We start from the raw sequence: 22,233 nt of genomic DNA, 5'->3' as shown, positions 1-22,233 counted from the left end.
GTGGGGTGGCGCCCTTGAACCCCATCTCGGACCGCCTGTCAAGATTCCCGACCAAATTGCTCGGAAACCGCGCCGGCTTGCCGCAGGCCCGGGCCCGGTGCAGGGTCGCGCCGTCGCCGGAAACGGGGAGGGGGGGAGGCCATGCGCGCCGGGATCGCGTTCCTGATCGTCGCCTACATGCTGAGCCAGTTCTACCGCGCCTTCCTCGCGGTGCTGTCACCCGTGCTGCAGGCCGAGATCGGGGCGACCACGGGCGACCTCGCCCGCGCCTCGGGGCTGTGGTTCGTGGCCTTCGCGCTGATGCAGCTGCCGGTGGGCTGGGCGCTGGACCACCTCGGGCCGCGGCGGACCTGTTCGGTGCTGTTCCTTCTGGGGGGCGCGGGGGGCGCGGCGGTCTTCGCGCTGGCGCAGGGGCCGGGGGCGATCACGGCGGCGATGGTGCTGATCGGCATGGGCTGCGCGCCGGTGCTGATGTCGACCTACTACATCTTTGCCCGCCAGTTCCCGGCGGCGATCTTCGGCACGCTGGCGGGGGTGACGGTGGGCCTGTCCTCGCTCGGCAACATCCTGTCGGCGGCGCCGCTGGCGGCCCTGATCGGGGCCTTCGGCTGGCGCGAGACGGTGGGGGGATTCGCGGTGCTGACGGCGGCGATCGCGCTGGTCATCGCGGCGCTGGTGCGCGACCCGGTGAAGCCGGAGGGCGAGGCGAAGGGGTCGCTGATCGACCTGTTGCGCATGCCGCAGCTCTGGCCGGTCATGGCGATGATGTTCGTCTGCTACTTCCCGGCGGCGGGGCTCAGGGGGCTGTGGATCAGCCCCTATCTCGCGGACCGGTTCGGGGCAGAGCTGGCACAGATCGGGACGGCGACGCTGGTGATGGGGCTGGCGATGGTGGCGGGGAATTTCCTGTATGGCCCCGCCGACCGCCTCTTCGGCGGCCGCAAGCGGCCGATCCTCATCGGCAATACCGTGGTGGCGGCCCTGTGCCTCGCCTTCTGGGCCGCGCCGCCCGCGGGGTTCGGCATGGCGGTGGCGATGTTCGCCCTGATCGGCCTGTTCGGCGCGTCCTACCCCATCGTCATCAGCCACGGGCGCAGCTTCTGCCCCCCGCACCTGACGGGGCGGGGGGTGACGCTGTTGAACCTGTTCGGGATGGGCGGCGCGGGCGTGATGCAGTTCGTGTCCGGCCCGACCTTTGCCGGGCTGGCCGAAACGCGCAACCCCGCCGACGCCTATGGCGCGCTGTTCGGGATCGTGGGCCTCGCCATCCTCGCCGGGCTGTCCCTTTACGCCTTCGCGCGGGACAGCCGCAGCTGAGGCGTCACGCCGCCCGGCGGCGGCGGGGGCGGCGGCGCTTGGCCGGCGCGGCCTCGGCCGCCATCACGCGGCCCGCGGGCTTGGCATGGCCCTGCGGCTTGCCCTGCCCCTGACCACGGCCGCGTCCGCCCCCGCGCTGCGGCTTTTCCATCGCCACGGCGCGCGGACGGGTGCCGCCGGCGACCGGGATCTCGACCTTCATCAGCTTCTCGATCTGCACCAGCAGGTCGACCTCCTCGGCCGAGCAGAAGGCGATGGCCTCGCCCTCGCGCCCGGCCCGCGCGGTGCGGCCGATGCGGTGGACGTAGTTGTCGGGCGTGTCGGGCAGCTCGTAGTTGATGACGTAGGCGACGCCCGGAATGTCGATGCCGCGGGCGGCCACGTCGGTGGCGACCAGCGTGGTGATGGTGCCGTCGCGGAACGCCTTGATCGCGCGGTCGCGCTGGCCCTGGCTCTTGTTGCCGTGGATCGAGGCGGCGTTGTAGCCGTCGGCCACGAGGCCCTTCATCAGCTTTTCCGCGCCGTGCTTGGTGCGGGCGAAGACCAGCGTCAGGGCGTCGGGGTCACGGTCGAGGATCTCGCGCAGTTTCGCGGGCTTGTCGGCCTTGTCCATGTAGACGACCGATTGCGTCACCTTGTCGGCGGCCTTGCCGGGGGGCGAGACCTGCACCTTGCGCGGGTTGGTCAGGTAGGCGCGCGACAGCTCCTCCATCTGCTTCGGCATGGTGGCCGAGAACAGCATGGTCTGGCGCGGCGTGCCCAGCGCGGGGGCGATCCGGCGCAGCGCGTGGATGAAGCCGAGGTCCAGCATCTGGTCGGCCTCGTCCAGCACCAGGTGCTGCGCGGTGCGCAGGTCGACCGCGCCGCGGTCCATCAGGTCGATGAGCCGGCCGGGCGTGGCCACCAGGATGTCGGTGCCGCGGGCCAGCGTGGCGATCTGGCGGCCGATGGACTGGCCGCCCACGACCGTGGCCACCTTGAGCGGCGTGCCGGTGGTGAAGGCGCGCAGGCTGTCGGCGATCTGGTTCACCAGTTCCCGCGTCGGCGCCAGGATCAGCGCGCGGACCGACCGCGGCGCGGGCTTGCCCGTCGCCTCGGACAGATGCGCGATCAGCGGCAGGCCGAAGGCAAGGGTCTTGCCGGTGCCGGTCTGGGCCAGCCCGAGGATGTCGTGACCGTCCAGCGCCAGCGGGATCGCCTGGTTCTGGATCGGGGTGGGGGTGTCGAAACCGTTGGCCTTGATGGCGGACAGCAGCGCGGGGGAAAGCCCCAGCATGTCGAAGTCGAACAAATCGTATCCTTTCGGGCGCCGCGGGATGCGCGGTCGCCACAGGTATTGGCCGCGACAGCGCGCGGACCGGACGAGGGTGCGACCGGGGCCGTCAGGGCCGCGATCGTCAGAACCCTGCGTGAAGGGGAACTGGGGGAATGCATCTGTCGCCGTCAGGCCTGCGGGATCCTGCCCGCCCTCCGACTGCTCACGCGGCAGTGCAGCGACATGAAGGGCACATGCGGCCTCAGGGCGCGGCTGTCAAGCCTCGCGGCTCTTTTCCTTTGCAGGCGGTTCCTTTATGTGCCGCCCATCCATCAGCCCGAAGGATCAAGGATATGGGATACCGAGTCGTCGTCGCGGGCGCCACGGGCAATGTGGGCCGCGAAATGCTCAACATCCTCGCCGAGCGGGAGTTTCCCGTCGACGAGATCGTCGCTCTGGCCAGCCGCAAATCGCTGGGCACCGAGTGCAGCTTTGGCGACAAGACCCTCAAGACCAAGGACCTGGACACCTTCGACTTCACCGGCTGGGACATCGCGCTGTTCGCGATCGGCTCCGAGGCCACCGCGGTCTATGCGCCCAAGGCCGCCAAGGCCGGCTGCATCGTGATCGACAACAGCTCGCTCTACCGCTACGACCCCGACGTGCCGCTGGTGGTGCCCGAGGTGAACCCGCAGGCTGTCGAGGGCTACGCCAAGAAGAACATCATCGCGAACCCCAACTGCTCGACCGCGCAGATGGTCGTGGCGCTGAAGCCGCTGCATGACCGCGCGCGGATCAAGCGGGTGGTGGTGTCGACCTACCAGTCGGTCTCCGGCGCGGGCAAGGCGGCGATGGACGAGCTCTGGGACCAGACCAAGGGCATGTACGTGCCGGGACAGGAGCGCGAGCCCGCCAAGTTCACCAAGCAGATCGCCTTCAACGTCATTCCCCACATCGACAAGTTCATGGAGGACGGGTCGACCAAGGAGGAATGGAAGATGGTCGTGGAGACCAAGAAGATCCTCGACCCCAAGATCAAGGTGACCGCGACCTGCGTGCGCGTTCCGGTCTTCGTCGGTCATTCCGAGGCGATCAACATCGAGTTCGAGGAGTTCCTCGACGAGGAGGAGGCGCGCGACATCCTGCGCGAGGCGCCGGGCGTGCTGGTCGTCGACAAGCGCGAGGACGGCGGCTACGTCACGCCGGTGGAATGCGTGGGCGACTACGCCACCTTCGTCAGCCGGATCCGGCAGGATTCGACGCTGGATAACGGCCTCAACCTCTGGTGCGTCTCCGACAACCTGCGCAAGGGCGCGGCCCTGAACGCGGTGCAGATCGCCGAGACGCTGGGCAACCGGGTGCTCAAGAAGGGCTGATCCGGCGCGGCCGGGACATCGGGGGCCGGTCCGGCGTTGTCCGGGCCGGCCCCTTTGTCGTTGCGGCATCGGTGGAAGCCTGCCGACGGCGCGGGGCGCCGGGGCGCGGCGCTGGCGTGGACGCGGGTTTCCCCGCATTGTGGGCCTGCACCCGTTGGGGCACCCCGAGCCCGGGGACCTCGACCAGAAGGAGCATGATCCCATGCGTTTCGCCCTCTCCCTCACCGCCGCGCTGATGGCCAGCACGGCGGCCCTTGCCGACGACATCCTGCTGCGCGCCGACATCGCCGAGGCGACCGTCTTCCTGTCCAGCGCCGAGGTCACCCGCCGCGCGACGGTGAGCCTGCCGGCCGGCGAGCACCGGCTCCTGATCCCGGTGCCCGACCTCTCCGCCGCCGACCTGCTGGAGATCAGCGGGCCGGACGGGCTGTCCTTCGGGCCGCCGCAGCGGCGCGCGGGGCATGTCATCGCCGAGGGCGTGCTGGACGACCCGTCGCAGGCCGTCGCCCGGTCCGCGGTCGACGCGGCCGAGGACGCGCTTCTCGCCGCCGAGGACGCGCTGGCCACGGCCGATGGCGGCATCCGGGCGCTCGAGGCGCAGATGGCCTACCTGACCGCGCTTACCCGCGGCGGGCCCGAGGGGGCGGCGATGCCCGCGGACCCGGGGCTGGTGCCGCAGCTGCTGGCCACGCTGGGGGCCGAGACCGCCCGGGTGCAGGCCGAGCTTCAGGCCGCCCGCGTCGCCCGCCGCGACCTGGCCGAGGCGGTGACGGACCGCGGTGTCGCGCTGGCGGCCGCCCGCGACGCGCTGGCCCGGCTGCGGCCCTTCGGCACCGCGGTGGACGTGGTCGAGGTGCCCGTCCGCGTGGCCGCCGACACGGAGGCCGAGATCGCGCTGGGTTACCTGAGCTACGCCGCGGGCTGGGAGCCGAGCTACGAGCTGCGCCTCGACAGCGAGACCGGCGCGCTGGAGGTGGCCCGCTTCGTGACCGTTCAGGCCGGCGGCGGCGCGCGCTGGCAGGAGGTGGCGATGGTGTTCTCCACCGCCACGCCGGCCCGGCAGCGCGAACCTTCGGAGCTGTCGCCCTCACCGGCCCGGATCGTCGAGCCCGCGCCCCCCGTGGTGCTGGGCGCGGTGCCGCGCATCGCCAGCGGCGACATGGTGATGCTGGAGGCCGCGCCGGTGGCCGAGCCCGTGATGGTCGACGACCGCGCGGCGCTGCAGGTCGAGGGGCTGTCGCTGTCCTGGGCCTATGCCGAGCCGGTCAGCCTCGGGCCCGACGGCATCGCGGTGCTGCCGCTGGACACGCTGGCGCTGACCGCCGAGACCGAGGCCCGCGCCATCCCGCGCTACGACGAGACGGCCTTCCTGGTGGCGATGGCGACCAACGACACCGGCGAGCCGCTCCTGCCGGGCCTCGCGCGGTTCTACCGCGACGGGGCGCTGGTGGGCGAGGACTGGCTGCCCATGGTCGCGGCCGGGGCCGAAGCCGAGCTGGGCTTCGGGCCGCTCGACCACCTGCGGCTGGTCTGGATCGACCGGTCGCTGGCCGAGGGTGACCGTGGCGTGTTCACCACCGCCAGCACGCAGCTGCGCGAGATCGCCTTCGGGGTGGAAAACCTGTCGGACGCGGCCGAAACGGTGCGTCTGCTCTACGCGACGCCCTTTGCCGAGCAGGAGGACCTCGGGCTGGACCTGACGCTGGCGCCGCCGCCCTCCGAGCGGGATGTGGACGACCTGCGCGGGGTCCATGCCTGGACGCTGGAGGTCGCGCCCGGTGCGACCGCGCTGGTCGAGATGCGGGTGGAGTTCGACTGGCCCGAGGGGCAGGAGCTGACCTGGTGGCCCTGAGCCTCACCACGGTTCGATGAGCACCGGGTCGTCGTCGTCCCAGTCGGGCGGCGACGGCCTGGGGCGGGTGGCGGCGGGGTCGCCGCCGAGGACGCGGGCCACCATGTAGTGGTGGCTGTGGCCCGGAAAGGGCGCGCGGAACCGGCGGATCAGGTCGGCGTAGGCGGCGCCGATCTCGGAGCCCTTGCAGATACGTTCGCCGTCGGACAGGCGGTGGAGCGCGAGGCCGCCGCCGCGTTCGCGGAAGATGAAGCCCTTGGCCCGCAGGCGGGATTGCAGGTCGTCCCAGCCGGTGGCCTGGCCGATGTCGCCGGCGATGCGCGCCCGGATGGGCGCGAGGAGCTGCTCGTCCGTCCTGCCGGACGACCTCGCCCCGCCCTCTTGCGGGATACTCCGCCGCAACCGCAGCCTGACCTCCTCGTGCAGGCTGCGCCCGTTCTGCGCCGCGGCCTCGGCAAGCGCGGCGAACAGGGTCTCGGGCAGGTCCACGATCAGGCGACGGCTGGCACTCATGCCGCCACCCTCGCACCTGCCGGTTAACGGATCGTGAACGCCTCAGAACCGCTCCGCGCGCAGCACCTCGCAATCGACCACGCTGACCACGCCGATGTGCCGCTCCACCACCGCGAAGGCCGCGTCCAGCAGCGCGTCCAGCCGCTCGGGCCGGATGATGCAGACGACGCAGACCATCCCCCCCGCGCGGCTGACCTGCCCCTCGCGGCTCCACTGTCCCGACCGGCCCGAGCCGCCCAGCACCGGCAGCACGGTGAACCCCCTGACCCCCGCCTTGATCAGCGCGGCTGTCAGGCGGCCCTCCATGACCGCCTCGATGGTGATCTCGACCCGTTTCGCCTTGTGGGTCTGCATGGGGCTCAGCCTCCGGTGACGGCGCTGGCGACCGCGAGATAGAGCGGGATGCCCAGCGTCAGGTTGAAGGGAAAGGTCACGCCAAGCGACAGCGTGAGGTAGACCGACGGGTTCGCCTCGGGCAGCGCCACCCGCATCGCCGCCGGCACCGCGATGTAGGACGCGGATGCGCAGAGCGTCATGAACAGCACCACGCCGCCCGTGGACAGGCCCAGCAGGAGCCCCGCGGCAAGCCCGAGCGTGGCCCCGATGGGCGGCATCACCACGCCGAACAGGAACACACCCGGCGTCAGCACCGACCGCGCCTCGCGCAGGCCGCGGCCCGCGACCAGCCCCATGTCGAGCAGGAACAGGCACAGCACCCCCTGGAACGGCGCCACGATGAAGGGCGCGATGCGGTCCATGCCCTCGGCCCCGGTGATCCATCCGATCAGGAACGACCCGACCAGCAGCACGATGGAGCCGTTCAGCAGGATCTCCCGCATCAGCCCCTCCTCCATCTCGCCGCCCGCCTTGCCGAAGCGCGCCACGATCCACAGCGCCGACAGGATCGCGGGCGCCTCCATCACCGCGGCGACGGCGACCATGTAGCCCTCGGAGCTCAGCCCCGCCGAGCCCACCACCGAGGTCGCCGCCACGAAGGTGACGATGGAGATGGAGCCGTAATGCGCCGCCACCGCCGCCGCGTCGGTCACGTCGAGCCGCGTCATCGCGCGCAGCAGCGCGAAGGCGATCATCGGGAGCCCGAAGGACAGGATCACGCCGGCCACCAGCGACAGCAGAAGCGTGGCGTCGATGCCGTGGTCGGCGACGCTGGCCCCGCCCTTGAACCCGATCGAGAACAGCAGGTAGATCGACATCCCCTTGGCCACCGCCTCGGGGATCGTCAGGTCGGACCGCGCGAAGGCCGCAAGCAGCCCCAGCGCGAAGAACAGGATGATCGGCGACAGCAGGTTCTCGGCCGCCAGTGCCAGTATGCCGTCCATCGCCGGTCCCCCTTGCCCTGTCCCCTGCGGTCTACGGGCGCCGGGCCCGCGGGTAAAGCGTCAGCCGCGCACGAAGTGGCGGACGCCGCCGTCGAAGGTCTCGAGGTCCATCTCGGCCAGGTCGGTCCAGAGCCCGTGCAGCGTGATCTGCCCCGAATCCACCGCCTCGGCCACGAAGGGGTAGCCCATCAGGTTCTCCAGGCTGACCTGGATCCCCTCCTTCTCCAGCGCGGTCTGGCGGTCGGCGGCCACGGTGATGTCGGCGATCCGCGCGACGCCCGGGCGCAGCACGTCCAGCCAGCGGCCGATGAAGCTTTCCTTGCGCTCGAGGTCGGGCGCCTCGCCCGCGCACATCGCCAGGCAGCCGCGCACGCCGCCGCAGTTGGAATGGCCCATGACGATGATGTGGCTGACCTTGAGGTATTTCACCGCGAATTCCACCGCCGCCGCGGTGCCGTGGTGCTGGCCGTCGGGCGTGTAGGGCGGCACCATGTTGGCGATGTTGCGGTGCACGAAGACCTCGCCCACCTGCTGGCCGAACACCGCCTCGATCGCAACCCGGCTGTCGCAGCAGGCGATCACCATGGCGCGGGGGTTCTGCCCCTCGATGGCGAGCTTGCGGAACAGGTCGCGGTTGGTCGGGAAGTCATGCGACTTCCAGTCCTTGTAGCGCTCCAGCAGGTAGTCGGGCAGGGATTTCACGCGATGCATGGGTCAGGCCGTCCGTCGTCTCTCGTCACGGTTGAATAAACCGAATGCCCTGCAAATTGGAGGCGCTTTTTGCCGCCGCCCTAAGGGTTTCTTCAGCGCGTCCCGGCAGGGTCCTGCCTGCCCGTGGTGGGGGCAGAAGGTGGAGCAACAAGATGAGGGCGGGAATCACGCTTCTTCCGCTGGGGGAGCCTGCGCGCTTCAACCCCGGCCAGCTGGAAAAACTGTGCGACAGGCTGGGCGAGCTGCACGCCGAGGCCGAGGTGGCGCTGGCGCTGGAGCGTCTGTCGGCGCGTCTTGCCGAGGTGGGGCGGCTGGCCCCGGGCGGCGACCTCGCGGCGCTGGAGCCGGCGCTGGCGGCGCTGGTGTCGGACGCGCAGATGATCGGCATGGCGACGCTGGCGGCCGTCGGCCGGCACGTGCTCGACTGCCTCGGGGCGGGCGATCCGACGGCGCTGGCGGCCACGCTGGCGCGGCTGGAGCGGGTCGGCGACCGGTCGATCCACGCGGTCTGGGACCTCGAGGATCTTTCGGGCTGAGGCCACTTGCGGCGGCGGGGCACGGCGCTAGTGTGGCGCCCGACCGACCGGAGCCCGATTGCCATGCCCCAGGACCTGCGCTTCGCCGCGCCCGACGCGGACGCCATCCCGCTGCACCTGATCGACCCCGACGGCGCCGAGGCGGCGCTGGCCGCCCTGCCCGCGGCGCAGGCCGCCTGGGCGCGCCACCACGGCTTTGCCGGCACGCTGGCGCAGGTCTGCGCCCTGCCCGGCGACGCCGGACGCCCCGCCGCGGTGCTGGTCGGCCGGGGCACCGCCGCGGACCGGCTGCGCAAGCGCTTCGCCGTGGGTGCCGCCATCGCCGGCCTGCCCGAGGCGACCTATGCGCTGGCCGCCCCGCTGCAGGGCCCCGAGGGCGAGGAGATCGCGCTGGGCTACCTCCTGTCGCTCTACCGCTTCGACCGCTACCGGGCGCAGACGCCCGCCAAGGCCCGGCTCGTCGCCCCCGAAGGCTTGGACGCCGCGCGGCTGGAGCGCATCGCCGCGGCCGAGGCGCTCACCCGCGACCTGGTAAATACGCCGGCCGAGGACATGGGCCCCGACGCGCTGGAAACCGCCGCCCGCACGCTGGCCGGCCAGTTCGGCGCGGCGGTTTCCGTCATCACCGGCGACGACCTGCTGGCCCGGAACTTCCCGCTGATCCACACGGTCGGCCGCGCCGCCGCCCGCGCGCCGCGTCTGATCGAGCTGACCTGGGGCAGCGGGGCGAAGACCCTCACGCTGGTCGGCAAGGGGGTATGCTTCGACACCGGGGGCCTGAACCTCAAGCCCGGATCGTCGATGGCGCTGATGAAGAAGGACATGGGCGGCGCCGCGACCGTGCTGGGCCTGGCGCAGATGATCATGGCCGAGGGGCTGGACCTGTCGCTGCGCGTGCTGATCCCGGCGGTCGAGAACGCGGTCGCAGGCGGCGCCTTCCGCCCCGGCGACATCTACACCGCGCGCAACGGCAAGACGGTCGAGATCAACAACACCGACGCCGAGGGGCGGCTGGTGCTGGCCGACGCGCTGGCCCTGGCCAACGAGACGCCGGCCGACCTGACGATCTCCATGGCGACGCTGACCGGCGCCGCCCGCGTCGCCGTGGGGCCCGATATCGCGCCCTTCTACACCGACGACGCGGCGCTGGCCGGCGCGCTGGCCGCCGCCGCGCAGGAGGTGGCCGACCCGGTCTGGCGCCTGCCCTTCCACGCCCCCTACGAGGCGATGATCGAGCCCGGCATCGCCGATCTCGACAACGCGCCCTCGGGCGGCATGGCGGGCTCGATCACCGCCGCTCTGTTCCTGCGCCGCTTCGTGCCCGACGTGCCGCGCTACGCCCATTTCGACATCTACGCCTGGAGCCCCGCGGCCGCCCCGGCCCGCCCCAAGGGCGGCGTCGGTCAGGGCGCGCGCGCGCTGTTCCGGATGCTGGCCGACGGGGGCTGGGCATGACCATGGATCCGCGCATGACGCCGTCGAACGGGCGGGTGGCGCATGTCTCGCTCGAGGGGCAGGTCGAGGCCGAGCGCTTCGTGACCGGGCGCTGGATGATGGTGCAGCAGCCCATGGTCAACATCACCGACGCCCCCCGCGGCGCGCGGGTGAGCCAGCTCCTGTTCGGCGAGCGGTTCCTGGCGCTGGAGACGGCCGACGGCTTTTCCTTCGGCATGGCCGAGCGCGACGGCTACGTGGGCTACATCCTGTCGGGCGCCCTGACCGGGGCCGAGGACGCGACGCACTGGGTCGTCGCCCCCGCCACGCACCTCTACCCCAAGCCCGACCTCAAGGCGCCGCCCGACGTGGCGCTGTTCTTCGGAAGCCAGGTCCGGGTCGCGGGCGAGCGCGACGGCTACCTGCGCATCCAGACCGGCCACTACATCCCGCAGCAGCACCTGGTGCCGATGAAGGCGCGGTTTTCCGACCCGGTGGGCGTGGCCGACCTGTTCCTCGGCACGCCCTACCTCTGGGGCGGGACCAGCCGCTGGGGCATCGACTGCTCGGGGCTGATCCAGGCGGCGCTGATCGCCTGCGGCATCGACTGCCCGCGCGACAGTGACCAGCAGGAGGCCGCGCTGGGCGTGGACCTGCCCGAGGACGAACCGCTCCGCCGCGGCGACCTGGTGTTCTGGAAGGGCCATGTCGGCATCATGTCGAGCGAGACGATGCTGCTCCATGCCAACGCCCACCACATGGCCGTGGCCTACGAGCCGCTGGACGAGGCGCTGGCCCGCATCGGCGCGCGCGAGTTCGGCGCGGTGACGGCGCGCAAGCGGCTGCCGCTCTAGAGGTCGTCGACCGCGCGGATCAGCTTGCGCTCCAGCACCCGCAGCACGGTTTTCAGGTCGTGGCCGCGCTTCAGGATCTGGCCGTCCATGCCGATGACGCTGTACTGCCCCTGCCGGTCGCGCAGCTTGGGCCGTTTCTCGATGCGGTAGAGCGGGTGCTCGGCGGTGCGCCGGAACACGGCGAAGACCGCGGCGTCGGACAGGTGCGAGATGCCGTAGTCGCGCCATTCCCCGGCGGCCACCATGCGGCCGTAGAGGGCGAGGATCACGCCCAGTTCCTTGCGGTCGAAGGCAACCTGATCCGTGCGCGCGGCGGGCCCGATGGGCTGGAACTGCATCACCATGGGGGGATGGTGGGGGCGATGGGGGCGGAAATCAAGCGCACAAAGGAAAAGGGCCCCTTGCCGGGGCCCCTTAGGGTCACAGAGTGCACGCGCGCGATTACGCCCGCACCAGCGCCTCGTAGGCATCCGACATGTGCCGCGTCAGCGCGCCCACCTCGAAGTTGTAGTCGCCGATCTGGCCCACCGGCGTGACCTCGGCGGCGGTGCCGGTCAGCCAGCACTGCTCGAAGCCCTCCAGCTCCTCGGGCATGATGTGGCGCTCGTGCACCTTGATCTGGCGCTCGGTCAGCATCCCGATCACCGTCTGCCGGGTGATGCCGTTCAGGAAGCAGTCGGGCTTGGGCGTGTGCACTTCGCCGTCCTTGACGAAGAAGATGTTCGCGCCCGTCGCCTCGGCGACATAGCCGCGGTAGTCGAACATCATCGCGTCCGAGCAGCCCTTGGCCTCGGCCGCGTGCTTGGACATGGTCGCGATCATGTAGAGGCCCGCGGCCTTCGCCTGGTAGGGCGCGGTCTCGGGCGCGGGGCGGCGCCACTTGGCGATGTCGAGCTTGGCGCCCTTGGTCTTGGCGTCGCCGTAGTAGTTGCCCCAGCTCCAGGCCGCGACGGCCATCCGCACCGGGTTGCGCTTGGACGACACGCCCATGTCCTCGCCCGAGCCGCGCCACGCCACCGCGCGGACATAGGCGTCGGTCAGCCCGTTGGCCTGCATCACCGCGTATTTCGCGGCCTCGATCTCGTCGACCGTCCACGGGATCGGCATGTCGATCATCTCGCCCGACTTCAGCAGGCGCTCGGAGTGCCAGCGGCTCTCGAAGATCTTGCCGTTGTAGGCGCGCTCGCCCTCGAACACGGACGAGGCGTAGTGCATCGCGTGGGTCAGGATGTGGACGTTGGCCGTGCGCCAGTCCACAAGCTCGCCATCCATCCAGATCTTGCCGTCACGATCGTCATAGGCCCCGGCCATCGTCCGTATCCCCGTCCAGTCACCGGCTCTTCCCACCGGCGGATTTCCGAATGTTGCGCAGGTTGCGTCCGGTTCGGACATAATCTTGCGCAAAACGCCCCTCTCGCTATCAATTGATTCTTGGAAAGTCAACAAGGCTGACATAAACTGGGGCAAAATCCCTGACGGGACGGAAGGAAGGGGCATCCGATGGCGGATCGCAACGCGGCGAACCTGATGGGGCGCGGGGAAAGCCTGCTGTTCCTCACCGACGACCAGCTCAGGCGGGGCATCGAGGCGATGTTCTTCGCCTATCGCGGCTTCACCGCCGACCCCGACCGCATCTTGCAGGATTACGGCTATGGCCGCGCCCATCACCGGGCGATCCACTTCATCAACCGCGCGCCGGGCACCACGGTGAACAACCTGTTGTCGATCCTCGGCGTCACCAAGCAGTCGCTGAACCGGGTGCTGCGCACGCTGGTCGAGGACGGGCTGGTCGACAGCCGCGTCGGCACCCGCGACAAGCGCGAGCGCCACCTGTTCCTGACCCCCAAGGGTGCCGCGCTGGAGCGCGACCTGAGCGAGGCGCAGCGCAACCGGATGCGCGACGCCTACCGCGCCGCCGGGCCCGAGGCGGTGGCCGGGTTCCGCGCCGTGCTGGAACAGATGATGGACCCCGACATGCGGCGCCACTACGTCGACGGGGGCGACGGGCAGCGATGACCCGGGACATCGGCGCGCACCTGCTGATCGTCGACGACGACGAACGCATCCGCGGACTGCTGCAGAAATTCCTGATGCGCCACGGCTTCATGGCCACGGTCGCGCGCGATGCGGGCCAGGCGCGGCGGCTGCTCAAGGGGCTGGCCTTCGACCTGATCGTGCTCGACGTGATGATGCCGGGCGAGGACGGCCTGAGCCTGACGCGCGACCTGCGGGCCAAGAACGGCACGCCGATCCTGCTCCTGACCGCCAAGGGCGAGGCGGGCGACCGCATCAGCGGGCTCGAAGCCGGAGCCGACGACTACCTCGCCAAGCCCTTCGAGCCCAAGGAGCTGCTCCTGCGGATCAACGCGATCCTGCGCCGGATGCCCAAGCCCGCCGACGAGGCCGAGGTGCCGCAGGTGCTCCACCTCGGGCCGATCCGCTACGACCTCGACCGGAGCGAGATGTGGCACGGGTCCGAGCCCGTGCGCCTGACCGCGACCGAGGCCGCGCTGATGCGGATCTTCACCGCCGAGCCGAACCGCGCCTTCAGCCGGACCGAGCTGGTGAGCCTGCTGAACCGCGACAAGGCCGGCGCGGAACAGGTGCAGGAGCGCGCGGTGGACGTGCAGATCACGCGCCTGCGCCGCAAGATCGAGACCAACCCGAAGCAGCCGCGCTATTTGCAGACGGTGCGCGGGGCGGGTTACATGCTGGCACCGGACTGACCGGCGGAGCTGTTCCCATGACCCTTCTCGTCGAAAACCCCGCGGGGCTCGATCACCTCACCCCGCCCGGCCACCCCGAGCGCGTCGAGCGGCTGGAAGAGATCAACGAGGCGCTGTCGGCGCCCGAGTTCGACGACCTGACCCGGATCGAGGCGCCGATGGCCGACGAGGCGTCGCTGCTGCTCGGCCATCCGCAGCTGTATATCGACGCGGTGCGCCGGCAGATCCCCGACAGCGGGCGGCAGGCGCTCGACCCCGACACCTGGGCCAGCCCCGGGTCGTGGGATGCGGCGGTCAAGGGCGTGGGCGGCTGCCTCGCCGCCGTCGACGCCGTGCTGGAGGGGCGGGCGCGCAATGCCTTCGTGGCGACACGGCCGCCGGGGCACCACGCCGAAAAGGTCCGGGCGATGGGCTTCTGCCTGTTCTCCAACGTCGCCATCGCGGCGCGGCACGCGCTGGAGGTGCACGGGCTGTCGCGTGTCGCGGTGGTGGATTTCGACGTCCACCACGGCAACGGCACGCAGGACGTGCTGTGGGACGAGCCCCGCGCGCTGTTCATCTCGTCGCACCAGATGCCGCTCTACCCCGGCAGCGGCGCGGCGTCGGAGCGCGGCGGGTCGGACAACGTGCTGAACCTGCCGCTCGCCCCCGGCAGCGGCGGGGCCGAGATGCGCGCCGCCTACCAGACCCGCGCCTTTCCGCGGCTCAGGGCGTGGCAGCCGGAGCTGATCCTGATCTCGGCCGGCTTCGACGCCCATGCCGACGACCCGCTGGCCAACCTGATGTGGCGCGAGGAGGATTTCGCCTGGATCACCCGCGGCCTCTGCGACCTGGCCGACGAGCTGTGCGGCGGGCGCGTGGTCTCGACTCTCGAAGGCGGCTATGATCTGGCGGCGCTGGCGGCCTCGGTCGCGGTGCATGTGACGGAACTGAAGGAGCGGAGCGCATGAGCGGGCAGAAACAGATCGAGGAGATGAGCTTCGAGGAAGCGATCCGCGAGCTGGAGCAGGTGGTGACCGCGCTCGACCGCGGCGACGTGGCGCTGGAGGAGTCGATCAAGCTCTACGAGCGCGGCGCGAAGCTCAAGGCGCGCTGCGAGGCCAAGCTGAAGGAAGCCGAGGAGAAGGTCGCCCAGATCACGCTCGACGCCGGCGGCCAGCCGACCGGCACCACCCCGGTGGAAGGTCTCTGACACCCATGTTCCAGCAGGCGCTCGGCGCGGCCCAACAGGCCATCTCCGGCTTTCTGGTACAAGAAATGGCGCGGCTCGGGGACGACCGCGTGGCCGAGGGGATGCGCTACGCCACCAACGGCGGCAAGCGGCTGCGCGGCTTCCTCGCGCTCGAGACCGCGGCGCTGTTCGACGTGGCACCCGCGCAGGCGCTGTTCGCCGCGGGCGCGGTGGAATGCCTGCACGCCTACAGCCTCGTGCACGACGACCTGCCCTGCATGGACGACGATGACCTCCGCCGGGGCCAGCCCACGGTGCACGTCAAATGGGACGAGGCGACCGCCGTTCTGGTGGGCGACGCGCTGCAGACCTTCGCCTTCGAGCTTCTGGCCGACCCGCGCGCCGGCGACGATGGCCAGCGGATCGCGCTGGTGGGCAGCCTTGCCCGCGCCTCGGGGGCGCAAGGCATGGTGCTGGGCCAGGCGCAGGACATCGCCGCCGAGACCGCCGCCGCCCCCCTGACGCTGGCGCAGATCACCGAGCTGCAGGGCAACAAGACCGGCCGCCTGATCGAATGGCCGGCCGAGGCGGGGGCCATCCTCGGCCGCTCCGACCCCGCGCCGCTGCGCGCCTACGCCCGCGCCATCGGGCTGGCGTTCCAGATCGCCGACGACATCCTCGACGTGGAGGGCGACGCCGCCACCGCCGGCAAGGCCCTGCAGAAGGACGCGGCGGCGGGCAAGGCAACCTTCGTGTCGCTGCTGGGGCTGGACGGCGCGAAACGGCGCGCCGCCGACCTCGTGGCCGAGGCCGAGGCGGCGCTGTCGCCCTATGGCAAAAGGGCGCATAACCTCGCCGCCCTCGCCCGCTACATCGTGGACCGTGACAAGTAGGCCCCGAAGGAGGCCAGCCGCCCGTGACCGACCGACCCTCCACGCCGCTTCTCGACCGCGTGACCTCGCCCGCCGACCTCAAGCGCTTCTCGGACCACGAGCTGCGCCGGCTGGCCGACGAGTTGCGGCAGGAGACGATCTGGTCGGTCAGCCGGACCGGCGGCCATTTCGGCGCGGGCCTTGGCGTGGTCGAGCTGACCGTGGCGATCCACGCTGTCTTCGACACGCCGCGCGACAAGCTGATCTGGGACGTGAGCCACCAGTGCTACCCGCACAAGATCCTGACCGGGCGGCGCACGCGCATGGGCACGATCCGGCAGAAGGACGGGCTGTCTGGCTTCACCAAGCGCAGCGAAAGCCCCTATGACCCCTTCGGCGCGGCGCATTCTTCTACAAGTATTTCCGCGGCGCTCGGCTTCGCCGTGGCGCGCGACCTTGGCGGGGATTGCGACACCGGGCATGGCGACGCGATCGCCGTGATCGGCGACGGGGCGCTGTCGGGCGGCATGGCCTATGAGGCGATGAACAACGCGGGCCACCTGAAGAAGCGGCTGATCGTCATCCTGAACGACAACGAGATGTCGATCGCGCCGCCCACCGGCGCGATGTCGTCCTACCTGTCGCGCCTCTACGCCGGCGCGCCGTTCCAGGAGCTGAAGGCGGCGGCGAAAAGCGCCGTGTCGCTCTTGCCCGAACCCTTCCAGGAGGGCGCCCGCCGCGCGAAGGAGCTGCTCAAGGCCGCCACCGTGGGCGGCACGCTGTTCGAGGAGCTGGGCTTTTCCTACGTCGGCCCCATCGACGGGCACGACATGGAGCAGCTTCTGGCCGTCCTGCGCACCGTCAAGGCGCGGGCGGACGGGCCGATGCTGATCCACGCGATCACCAAGAAGGGCAAGGGCTACATCCACGCCGAGGGCAAACGGGACGGGGGCCACGCGACCGCGAAGTTCGACATCCGCACCGGCGAGCAGAAGAAGGCGCCCTCGAATGCGCCGTCCTACACCAAGGTCTTTGCCCAGTCCCTGATCCGCGAGGCGGAGGAAGACCCCAAGATCACCGCGGTCACCGCCGCCATGCCCGACGGCACCGGCCTCGACCTGTTTGCCGAACGCTTCCCCAACCGCTGCTTCGACGTGGGCATCGCGGAACAGCACGCCGTCACCTTCTGCGCCGGGATGGCGGCGGGGGGGCTGAAACCCGTCTGCGCGCTCTATTCCACCTTCCTGCAGCGCGGCTACGACCAGGTGGTGCATGACGTGGCCATCCAGCGCCTGCCCGTGCGCTTCGCCATCGACCGGGCGGGGCTCGTGGGTGCCGATGGCGCGACCCATGCGGGCAGCTTCGACATCGCGTTTCTTGCGAACCTGCCCGGCTTCGTCGTGATGGCCGCCGCCGACGAGGCGGAGCTGAAGCATATGGTCCGCACCGCCATCGCCTATGACGAGGGCCCGTCGGCCTTCCGCTTCCCTCGCGGCGAGGGCGTGGGGGTGGAGCTGCCCGAGCGCGGGCAGGTGCTGGAGATCGGGCGCGGCCGGGTCATCGCCGAGGGCAACCGGGTGGCGATCCTGAACTTCGGCACCCGGCTCAAGGAGGTGCGCGAGGCCGCCGAGGCGCTGGCGCAGCGCGGGCTGGCCCCGACCGTGGCCGACGCCCGCTTTGCCAAGCCGCTCGACCGCGATCTGGTGCTGCAGCTGGCCCGCCACCACGAGGCGCTCATCACCGTCGAGGAGGGCGCGGTGGGCGGCTTCGGCAGCCACGTCGCGCAGCTCTTGGCCGAGGAGGGCGTGTTCGACACCGGGCTGAAATACCGCTCGATGGTGCTGCCCGACATCTTCATCGACCAGGCCAGCCCCGAGGACATGTATGCCGTCGCCCGGATGAACGCGTCCGACATCGAGGCCAGGGTGCTGGACGTGCTGGGCGTGGCGCGGATGGAGCGGCGGGCCTAACCCGGGAACCGCGCCCGCGTCCGGTTGGCGAAGGCCACAAGGCTCAGCATCACCGGCACCTCGACCAGCACGCCGACCACCGTCACCAGCGCCGCGCCCGAGTCGAGCCCGAACAGGCCGATCGCCACCGCCACCGCCAGCTCGAAGAAGTTCGACGTCCCGATCAGCGCGCAGGGCGCGGCCACCCGGTGCGGCACCCGCCACAGCCACGCCCAGCCATAGGCCAGCGCAAAGATCCCGTAGGACTGGATCAGGATCGGCGTGGCCAGCAGCACGATCAGCACAGGCTGCGACAGGATCACCGGACCCTGGAACCCGAACAGCAGCACCACCGTCAGCAGAAGCCCCGCGATCGACCCCGGCTTGATCCGCGCCGTGAAGGCCTCGACCGCCGCCGCGCCGCCCCGCCGCATCAGCGCCGCCCGCGTCACCAGCCCCGCCGCCAGCGGGATCACCACGTAGAGCACCACCGACAGGAGCAGCGTCTGCCACGGCACGTCGATGTCGGTCACGCCCAGCAGGAAGGCCACGATCGGCGCGAAGGCGAACACCATGATCACGTCGTTCAGCGACACCTGCACCAGCGTGTAGTTCGCGTCGCCCCGGGTCAGCTGCGACCAGACGAAGACCATCGCGGTGCAGGGGGCCGCGCCCAGCAGGATCAGCCCGGCGATGTATTCGGCCGCCGAGGCCGGGTCGATCAGCCCGGCAAAGACATGCTCGAAGAACAGGACGCCCAGCGCGGCCATGGTGAAGGGCTTGATCAGCCAGTTGACCACGACGGTGATGATCAGGCCCCGGGGCATCCGCCCGACGCGGCCGAGGCTGCCGAGATCGACGCCGATCATCATGGGATAGACCATCGCCCAGATCAGCACCGCCACCACCAGGTTGACCGACGCGTATTCCACGGCGGCCAGCGCGCCGAAGACCCCCGGCAGCACCTGCCCGAGCCCCAGCCCGGCGAGGATCGCCGCCAGCACCCAGACCGACAGGAAGCGCTCAAAGCTGGTCATGTCACCGATACCCCGCCGCTGCATACCGGCCCGGCATAGCGGGGCGCGGCGGGCTTGGAAACCGGCCCCGTGGTCGCGTCAGCGCGGGTCGCGGTCCAGCCGTTCCTCGATCTTGCGCAGCCGGTCCAGCACCTCGTCGCGGTAGGCGTCGGTGGCGGCGTTCGATTCCTCGGAATGCGCGTCCTGCATCGAGTTCACCACCAGGCCCACGATCAGGTTCACCACCGCGAAGGTCGTGACCATGATGAAGGGCACGAAGAAGGCCCAGGCATAGGGGTAGACCTCCAGCACAGGGCGCACGATGCCCATCGACCAAGACTCCAGCGTCATGATCTGGAACAGCGTGTAAAGCGACGCGCCGATCGACCCGAACCAGTCGGGGAAGCTGGCGGCGAAGAGCTTGGTCGCCATCACCGCGCCGATGTAGAAGATGATCGACATCAGCAGGAAAACCGACCCCATCCCCGGCAGCGCGGTCAGAAGCCCCTCGACCACCCGCCGCAGCGACGGCACCGCCGACACGATGCGCAGCACCCGCAGGATGCGCAGCGCCCGCAGCACCGACAGGCCCTGACCGCCCGGCACCAGCGCGATGCCGACGATGGCGAAGTCGAACAGGTTCCACCCCGACCGGAAAAAGCGCGGCCCATGCGCGACGAGTTTCAGTGCGATCTCGATCACGAAGATCGCCAGGCACGCCTTGTCGAGCGCCAGGATCAGGGGCCCCGCCGCGGCCATGACCGTGGGCGAGGTCTCCAGCCCCAGGATCACCGCGTTGAAAAGGATCACCCCGATGATCGTGTTGCGGACGGACGGGCGGTCCAGCCAGTCGGCCAGACGCCCGCGGAACCCCTCGGCGGGGAAAACACTGTCGCTCATGCGCGCTCCCTCATTCGCCGGTGAGATGGGGCAGGCTGAGGCCGGCTGCAAGCTCCACGTGGGGCGACCAGCGGAATTGATCCACCGGCTGCACCCAATCGAGGCGATAGCCCGCCGCGATGAGCAGCGCGGCATCGCGGGCGAAGGTCACGGGGTTGCAGGACACCATGGCGACGCGCGGCACCTGCGCTGTGGCGATGGCGCGGGTCTGCGCCTCGGCGCCGGCGCGGGGCGGGTCGATCACCACGGCGTCGAAGCTGGCGAGGTCATCGGGGGGAAGCGGCTTGCGGAACAGGTCGCGCGTCTCGGTGGTGACGGGGCGCAGGCCCGGCGCGTGGCGGGCGGCCCGGTCGAGCGCGGCCAGCAGCGCCGCGTCGCCCTCGACCGCGTGGACGGCGGCGCCGGTGGCCAGCGGCAGGGCGAAGGTGCCGCAGCCGGCGAAGAGGTCGGCGATGCGCGCCGCGCTGCCCACCGCGCGCCGCACGGCGGCCAGCAGCGCGGCCTCGCCCGCCGCGGTGGCCTGCAGGAAGGCCCCCGGCGGCGGGGCCACCGTGGCGGGGCCGAAGCGCAGGCTGGGGAGCGGGTCGGCATAGACCGGCTCGTCGCCCCAGGTCATCCGCGCGATGCGGTCGCGGAACCGGGGCAGCTCGGCCCGCAGGCCCGCGTCGAGCGGCTTGCCCCCGGTCACCGCGCAGTCGACGCCGGTGTCCGTCAGGGTCAGCGCGAAGGACAGCGTGGCCGAGCGGGAGCCGCCCAGTTGCGTGATCTCCCCCAGCGTCGGCAGCAGCGCCACGAGCGGCGGGGCGAGGACGTGGCAGTCGCTCAGCGGCACGATCACGTCCGACCGCCGGGCGTGAAAGCCGACCAGCGCGCCCTTCTTGGTCCGCCGCCCGGCCAGCGTGGCGCGGCGGCGCGACCGGGCGGGCGAGGTGACAGTGGGCAGGGGGGTCCCGTCGATGCCGTGGGCGGCGAGCGCGGTGGCGATGACCTCGGCCTTCCAGCGGGCGACGAACCCGTCCGAGGCGTGCATCAGGGAACAGCCGCCGCAGGCCCTGTAATGCGTGCAGGGCGGGCGCACCCGGTCGGGCGACGGGGTCAGGATGCGCGGCGCCTCGATCCGGTCGCCCCCGATCTCGCCCTCCACCACCTCGCCGGGCAGCGCCAGCGGCACGAACACGGGGCCGGGCGCGATGCCGTCGCCCAGATGCCCGAGGCGCTCGATGGTCAGGGGGCCGGTCATGGCAGCGCGACCGCGGGGGAAAAAGCGTAGCCCTCGGGGCTGAGGATGGTGCCCTCGCGCAGCCCGTGCGGCTTGTCGGCGGCGGGCTCCAGCACGACATGCCCCGCGGCCTCGGCCCGGGCGATGGCGGCGTCGGGGTCGATGCCGAACAGGTAGACCTGCACGCCGCCGCCGCGCGGCGGGTTTTCCGGGATCAGGCCCGGCAGCGGATGCCGGGCAAAGGTCCGGTCGGCGTGGATCTGCAGGGTCATGCCGCCGTGGCGCACCAGTCCGAAATCGTCCGACAGGCGGTGGACGGCGAGGCCCATCACGCCCGCCAGGAACCCCGCGAGGCCGCGCACGTCGCGGGTCAGCAGGTTGAGGCCGATGCCGGTCAGGCTGCGGCCGAGGTCGGGGGCGGGGACGGTCTCGTAATCCATGCCGGGCTCCTGTCACGTGCGGGCAGGATGCCGCAAGGGGGCGGGACAGGCCAGAGCGGGCGGCTGTCGCGGCGGACAGGCAGACAGCCGAGCTCCGCGCCGCGTTCACGCAGCGTTAGGAGGTTCCGGGGACAGTCACGGCAGCGGAGGTCATCGCCCTCTGGAATCGTAAGACGATTTGCATTACGTTGCGGAGTGCCGCGGATGGAGTTCGAGTGGGACGAGGCCAAGTCCGATGACACGAAGGCACGCCGCGGCTTCGGGTTCGACGAGGTGACGCCGGTGTTCCTCGACCCGGACAGGGTGATCTTCCCCGACGACCGCGTCCCCTACGGCGAGGAACGGTGGATCACCTTCGGCCTTGTCGAAGGCCGGCTCTTCGCGGTCGCCTATACGCGGCGCGGCGCTGCCATTCGCATCATATCGGCGCGGAAGGCGAACTCGCGGGAAAGGAAACGCTACGATGCGCAAACGGACCTACAGGCTTGACCCCGCGCATCCGCCCGCGCTGAGCGAGGCGGCGAAGGCGGCCCATGACACGACGGGCGACGAGAGGATCGACTACGACGAGATCCCCGACATGGGGGACGTGGACTGGTCCCGCCCCGCGCCCAAGCCGACCGTCACCATGCGGCTGGACGAGGACGTCATCGCCTATTTCAAGCGCGAGGACCCCAAGGGATATACACGCCGCATGGCGGCGGTGCTGTCGGCCTTCGCGCGGCGGAACCGGGCGCCGGACTGACGCGCTC

The 22,233-nt window shown here is 71.0% G+C and carries 25 protein-coding genes; 14 read left to right on the top strand and 11 right to left on the bottom strand.

Annotation, left to right across the window (positions count from 1 at the left end; genetic code table 11):
- The first annotated feature begins 141 nt into the window (after nucleotides 1–141).
- Nucleotides 142–1,317, top strand: coding sequence for an MFS transporter (locus HCU73_RS10370; RefSeq protein ID WP_168623389.1), 1,176 nt, complete (start codon nucleotides 142–144; stop codon nucleotides 1,315–1,317).
- A 4-nt stretch (nucleotides 1,318–1,321) separates the two neighbouring features.
- Here the strand turns inward: HCU73_RS10370 and HCU73_RS10365 are convergent, their stop codons facing one another.
- The gene (locus tag HCU73_RS10365) at nucleotides 1,322–2,608 is read right to left on the bottom strand and encodes a DEAD/DEAH box helicase (RefSeq protein WP_168623388.1); all 1,287 of its coding nucleotides are present in this window, start codon (nucleotides 2,606–2,608) and stop codon (nucleotides 1,322–1,324) included.
- Nucleotides 2,609–2,925: 317 nt separating this feature from the next.
- Here HCU73_RS10365 and HCU73_RS10360 point away from each other — a divergent pair, with 317 nt between their 5' ends.
- Together HCU73_RS10360 and HCU73_RS10355 are read left to right on the top strand one after the other, a co-directional pair.
- Nucleotides 2,926–3,948 (top strand): aspartate-semialdehyde dehydrogenase, encoded by a 1,023-nt coding sequence (locus HCU73_RS10360; protein ID WP_168623387.1) that lies wholly within the window; start codon nucleotides 2,926–2,928, stop codon nucleotides 3,946–3,948.
- 202 nt (nucleotides 3,949–4,150) lie between these two features.
- Nucleotides 4,151–5,800: a DUF4139 domain-containing protein gene (locus tag HCU73_RS10355; RefSeq protein ID WP_168623386.1), complete on the top strand. Its 1,650-nt coding sequence runs from the start codon at nucleotides 4,151–4,153 to the stop codon at nucleotides 5,798–5,800.
- 3 nt (nucleotides 5,801–5,803) lie between these two features.
- Here HCU73_RS10355 and HCU73_RS10350 read toward each other — a convergent pair whose 3' ends face one another.
- From HCU73_RS10350 to HCU73_RS10335, 4 genes are read right to left on the bottom strand one after another with little or no spacing between them, the layout of a single operon-like run.
- Nucleotides 5,804–6,313, bottom strand: a complete 510-nt coding sequence (locus tag HCU73_RS10350) for a FitA-like ribbon-helix-helix domain-containing protein (protein ID WP_168623284.1) — start codon at nucleotides 6,311–6,313, stop codon at nucleotides 5,804–5,806.
- 42 nt (nucleotides 6,314–6,355) lie between these two features.
- Nucleotides 6,356–6,667 carry a DUF190 domain-containing protein gene (locus tag HCU73_RS10345; protein ID WP_168623385.1) on the bottom strand — a complete coding sequence of 104 codons (312 nt, stop codon included), beginning with the start codon at nucleotides 6,665–6,667 and terminating at the stop codon, nucleotides 6,356–6,358.
- Between the two features lie 5 nt (nucleotides 6,668–6,672).
- Nucleotides 6,673–7,653, bottom strand: a complete 981-nt coding sequence (locus HCU73_RS10340; protein ID WP_168623384.1) for a sodium-dependent bicarbonate transport family permease — start codon at nucleotides 7,651–7,653, stop codon at nucleotides 6,673–6,675.
- 60 nt (nucleotides 7,654–7,713) lie between these two features.
- A complete protein-coding gene (locus HCU73_RS10335; protein WP_168623383.1) occupies nucleotides 7,714–8,364 on the bottom strand; it encodes a carbonic anhydrase in 651 nt (216 codons plus the stop codon).
- Nucleotides 8,365–8,516: 152 nt separating this feature from the next.
- Between HCU73_RS10335 and HCU73_RS18835 the strand changes: the two genes are divergently transcribed.
- From HCU73_RS18835 to HCU73_RS10320, 3 genes are all read left to right on the top strand, one after another.
- Complete coding sequence (locus HCU73_RS18835; RefSeq protein ID WP_168623382.1) at nucleotides 8,517–8,900, top strand: hypothetical protein; 384 nt, start codon at nucleotides 8,517–8,519, stop codon at nucleotides 8,898–8,900.
- A gap of 63 nt (nucleotides 8,901–8,963) precedes the next feature.
- A complete protein-coding gene (locus tag HCU73_RS10325) occupies nucleotides 8,964–10,355 on the top strand; it encodes a leucyl aminopeptidase family protein (protein WP_168623381.1) in 1,392 nt (463 codons plus the stop codon).
- Complete coding sequence (locus HCU73_RS10320) at nucleotides 10,352–11,188, top strand: C40 family peptidase (protein ID WP_168623380.1); 837 nt, start codon at nucleotides 10,352–10,354, stop codon at nucleotides 11,186–11,188. Before HCU73_RS10325 ends, HCU73_RS10320 begins: the two co-directional genes overlap by 4 nt.
- Here HCU73_RS10320 and HCU73_RS10315 read toward each other — a convergent pair.
- Together HCU73_RS10315 and HCU73_RS10310 are read right to left on the bottom strand one after the other, a co-directional pair.
- Nucleotides 11,185–11,526 carry a DUF2794 domain-containing protein gene (locus tag HCU73_RS10315; RefSeq protein WP_420853583.1) on the bottom strand — a complete coding sequence of 114 codons (342 nt, stop codon included), beginning with the start codon at nucleotides 11,524–11,526 and terminating at the stop codon, nucleotides 11,185–11,187. The two genes, HCU73_RS10320 and HCU73_RS10315, sit on opposite strands and share 4 nt — an antisense overlap.
- A 103-nt stretch (nucleotides 11,527–11,629) precedes the next feature.
- On the bottom strand, nucleotides 11,630–12,499 hold the full coding sequence (locus tag HCU73_RS10310) for a branched-chain amino acid aminotransferase (protein ID WP_168623378.1): 870 nt from the start codon (nucleotides 12,497–12,499) through the stop codon (nucleotides 11,630–11,632).
- Between the two features lie 189 nt (nucleotides 12,500–12,688).
- On the opposite strand from HCU73_RS10310, the gene HCU73_RS10305 reads away from it, so the two are divergent.
- From HCU73_RS10305 to dxs, 6 genes are read left to right on the top strand one after another with little or no spacing between them, the layout of a single operon-like run.
- Entirely contained in the window at nucleotides 12,689–13,204 is a 516-nt protein-coding gene (locus HCU73_RS10305) for a MarR family winged helix-turn-helix transcriptional regulator (protein WP_168623377.1), read from the top strand.
- Nucleotides 13,201–13,914 (top strand): response regulator, encoded by a 714-nt coding sequence (locus HCU73_RS10300; protein WP_168623376.1) that lies wholly within the window; start codon nucleotides 13,201–13,203, stop codon nucleotides 13,912–13,914. Before HCU73_RS10305 ends, HCU73_RS10300 begins: the two co-directional genes overlap by 4 nt.
- Nucleotides 13,915–13,931: 17 nt before the next feature.
- Nucleotides 13,932–14,864, top strand: a complete 933-nt coding sequence (locus HCU73_RS10295) for a histone deacetylase family protein (RefSeq protein WP_168623375.1) — start codon at nucleotides 13,932–13,934, stop codon at nucleotides 14,862–14,864.
- Nucleotides 14,861–15,106 (top strand): exodeoxyribonuclease VII small subunit, encoded by a 246-nt coding sequence (locus tag HCU73_RS10290; RefSeq protein ID WP_168623374.1) that lies wholly within the window; start codon nucleotides 14,861–14,863, stop codon nucleotides 15,104–15,106. Before HCU73_RS10295 ends, HCU73_RS10290 begins: the two co-directional genes overlap by 4 nt.
- Before the next feature lie 5 nt (nucleotides 15,107–15,111).
- Nucleotides 15,112–15,978, top strand: coding sequence for a polyprenyl synthetase family protein (locus HCU73_RS10285; RefSeq protein ID WP_168623373.1), 867 nt, complete (start codon nucleotides 15,112–15,114; stop codon nucleotides 15,976–15,978).
- Between the two features lie 23 nt (nucleotides 15,979–16,001).
- Nucleotides 16,002–17,927 carry a 1-deoxy-D-xylulose-5-phosphate synthase gene (gene dxs / locus HCU73_RS10280; protein WP_168623372.1) on the top strand — a complete coding sequence of 642 codons (1,926 nt, stop codon included), beginning with the start codon at nucleotides 16,002–16,004 and terminating at the stop codon, nucleotides 17,925–17,927.
- Here the strand turns inward: dxs and arsB are convergent.
- The 4 genes from arsB to HCU73_RS10260 form a co-directional block, all read right to left on the bottom strand.
- Nucleotides 17,924–18,943, bottom strand: a complete 1,020-nt coding sequence (gene arsB / locus HCU73_RS10275) for an ACR3 family arsenite efflux transporter (protein ID WP_168623371.1) — start codon at nucleotides 18,941–18,943, stop codon at nucleotides 17,924–17,926. The two genes, dxs and arsB, sit on opposite strands and share 4 nt — an antisense overlap.
- 78 nt (nucleotides 18,944–19,021) lie before the next feature.
- Nucleotides 19,022–19,822 carry an ion transporter gene (locus tag HCU73_RS10270; RefSeq protein ID WP_168623370.1) on the bottom strand — a complete coding sequence of 267 codons (801 nt, stop codon included), beginning with the start codon at nucleotides 19,820–19,822 and terminating at the stop codon, nucleotides 19,022–19,024.
- Nucleotides 19,823–19,832: 10 nt separating this feature from the next.
- Nucleotides 19,833–21,062 (bottom strand): class I SAM-dependent RNA methyltransferase, encoded by a 1,230-nt coding sequence (locus HCU73_RS10265; RefSeq protein WP_168623369.1) that lies wholly within the window; start codon nucleotides 21,060–21,062, stop codon nucleotides 19,833–19,835.
- The gene (locus tag HCU73_RS10260; protein WP_168623368.1) at nucleotides 21,059–21,481 is read right to left on the bottom strand and encodes a VOC family protein; all 423 of its coding nucleotides are present in this window, start codon (nucleotides 21,479–21,481) and stop codon (nucleotides 21,059–21,061) included. Before HCU73_RS10260 ends, HCU73_RS10265 begins: the two co-directional genes overlap by 4 nt.
- 204 nt (nucleotides 21,482–21,685) lie before the next feature.
- On the opposite strand from HCU73_RS10260, the gene HCU73_RS10255 reads away from it, so the two are divergent.
- Nucleotides 21,686–21,970 (top strand): BrnT family toxin, encoded by a 285-nt coding sequence (locus HCU73_RS10255; RefSeq protein WP_168623367.1) that lies wholly within the window; start codon nucleotides 21,686–21,688, stop codon nucleotides 21,968–21,970.
- Nucleotides 21,945–22,226, top strand: a complete 282-nt coding sequence (locus HCU73_RS18625) for a BrnA antitoxin family protein (protein WP_210730593.1) — start codon at nucleotides 21,945–21,947, stop codon at nucleotides 22,224–22,226. Before HCU73_RS10255 ends, HCU73_RS18625 begins: the two co-directional genes overlap by 26 nt.
- Nucleotides 22,227–22,233: the final 7 nt, after the last annotated feature.

It is taken from the genome of Roseicyclus persicicus, from assembly GCF_012395815.1.
Classification (GTDB): Bacteria; Pseudomonadota; Alphaproteobacteria; order Rhodobacterales; family Rhodobacteraceae; genus Roseicyclus; species Roseicyclus persicicus.
Note: the sequence above shows the minus strand (reverse complement) of the source record. Positions and strands in the feature narration are given on the sequence as shown.

Coding starts and splice junctions, on each gene's coding strand:
- HCU73_RS10370 (WP_168623389.1), top strand. CDS start 142: ATGCGCGCCGGGATCGCGTTCCTGATCGTCGCCTACATGCTGAGCCAG.
- HCU73_RS10360 (WP_168623387.1), top strand. CDS start 2,926: ATGGGATACCGAGTCGTCGTCGCGGGCGCCACGGGCAATGTGGGCCGC.
- HCU73_RS10355 (WP_168623386.1), top strand. CDS start 4,151: ATGCGTTTCGCCCTCTCCCTCACCGCCGCGCTGATGGCCAGCACGGCG.
- HCU73_RS10350 (WP_168623284.1), bottom strand. CDS start 6,313: ATGAGTGCCAGCCGTCGCCTGATCGTGGACCTGCCCGAGACCCTGTTC.
- HCU73_RS10345 (WP_168623385.1), bottom strand. CDS start 6,667: ATGCAGACCCACAAGGCGAAACGGGTCGAGATCACCATCGAGGCGGTC.
- HCU73_RS10340 (WP_168623384.1), bottom strand. CDS start 7,653: ATGGACGGCATACTGGCACTGGCGGCCGAGAACCTGCTGTCGCCGATC.
- HCU73_RS10335 (WP_168623383.1), bottom strand. CDS start 8,364: ATGCATCGCGTGAAATCCCTGCCCGACTACCTGCTGGAGCGCTACAAG.
- HCU73_RS18835 (WP_168623382.1), top strand. CDS start 8,517: ATGAGGGCGGGAATCACGCTTCTTCCGCTGGGGGAGCCTGCGCGCTTC.
- HCU73_RS10325 (WP_168623381.1), top strand. CDS start 8,964: ATGCCCCAGGACCTGCGCTTCGCCGCGCCCGACGCGGACGCCATCCCG.
- HCU73_RS10320 (WP_168623380.1), top strand. CDS start 10,352: ATGACCATGGATCCGCGCATGACGCCGTCGAACGGGCGGGTGGCGCAT.
- HCU73_RS10315 (WP_420853583.1), bottom strand. CDS start 11,526: ATGCAGTTCCAGCCCATCGGGCCCGCCGCGCGCACGGATCAGGTTGCC.
- HCU73_RS10310 (WP_168623378.1), bottom strand. CDS start 12,499: ATGGCCGGGGCCTATGACGATCGTGACGGCAAGATCTGGATGGATGGC.
- HCU73_RS10305 (WP_168623377.1), top strand. CDS start 12,689: ATGGCGGATCGCAACGCGGCGAACCTGATGGGGCGCGGGGAAAGCCTG.
- HCU73_RS10300 (WP_168623376.1), top strand. CDS start 13,201: ATGACCCGGGACATCGGCGCGCACCTGCTGATCGTCGACGACGACGAA.
- HCU73_RS10295 (WP_168623375.1), top strand. CDS start 13,932: ATGACCCTTCTCGTCGAAAACCCCGCGGGGCTCGATCACCTCACCCCG.
- HCU73_RS10290 (WP_168623374.1), top strand. CDS start 14,861: ATGAGCGGGCAGAAACAGATCGAGGAGATGAGCTTCGAGGAAGCGATC.
- HCU73_RS10285 (WP_168623373.1), top strand. CDS start 15,112: ATGTTCCAGCAGGCGCTCGGCGCGGCCCAACAGGCCATCTCCGGCTTT.
- arsB (WP_168623371.1), bottom strand. CDS start 18,943: ATGACCAGCTTTGAGCGCTTCCTGTCGGTCTGGGTGCTGGCGGCGATC.
- HCU73_RS10270 (WP_168623370.1), bottom strand. CDS start 19,822: ATGAGCGACAGTGTTTTCCCCGCCGAGGGGTTCCGCGGGCGTCTGGCC.
- HCU73_RS10265 (WP_168623369.1), bottom strand. CDS start 21,062: ATGACCGGCCCCCTGACCATCGAGCGCCTCGGGCATCTGGGCGACGGC.
- HCU73_RS10260 (WP_168623368.1), bottom strand. CDS start 21,481: ATGGATTACGAGACCGTCCCCGCCCCCGACCTCGGCCGCAGCCTGACC.
- HCU73_RS10255 (WP_168623367.1), top strand. CDS start 21,686: ATGGAGTTCGAGTGGGACGAGGCCAAGTCCGATGACACGAAGGCACGC.
- HCU73_RS18625 (WP_210730593.1), top strand. CDS start 21,945: ATGCGCAAACGGACCTACAGGCTTGACCCCGCGCATCCGCCCGCGCTG.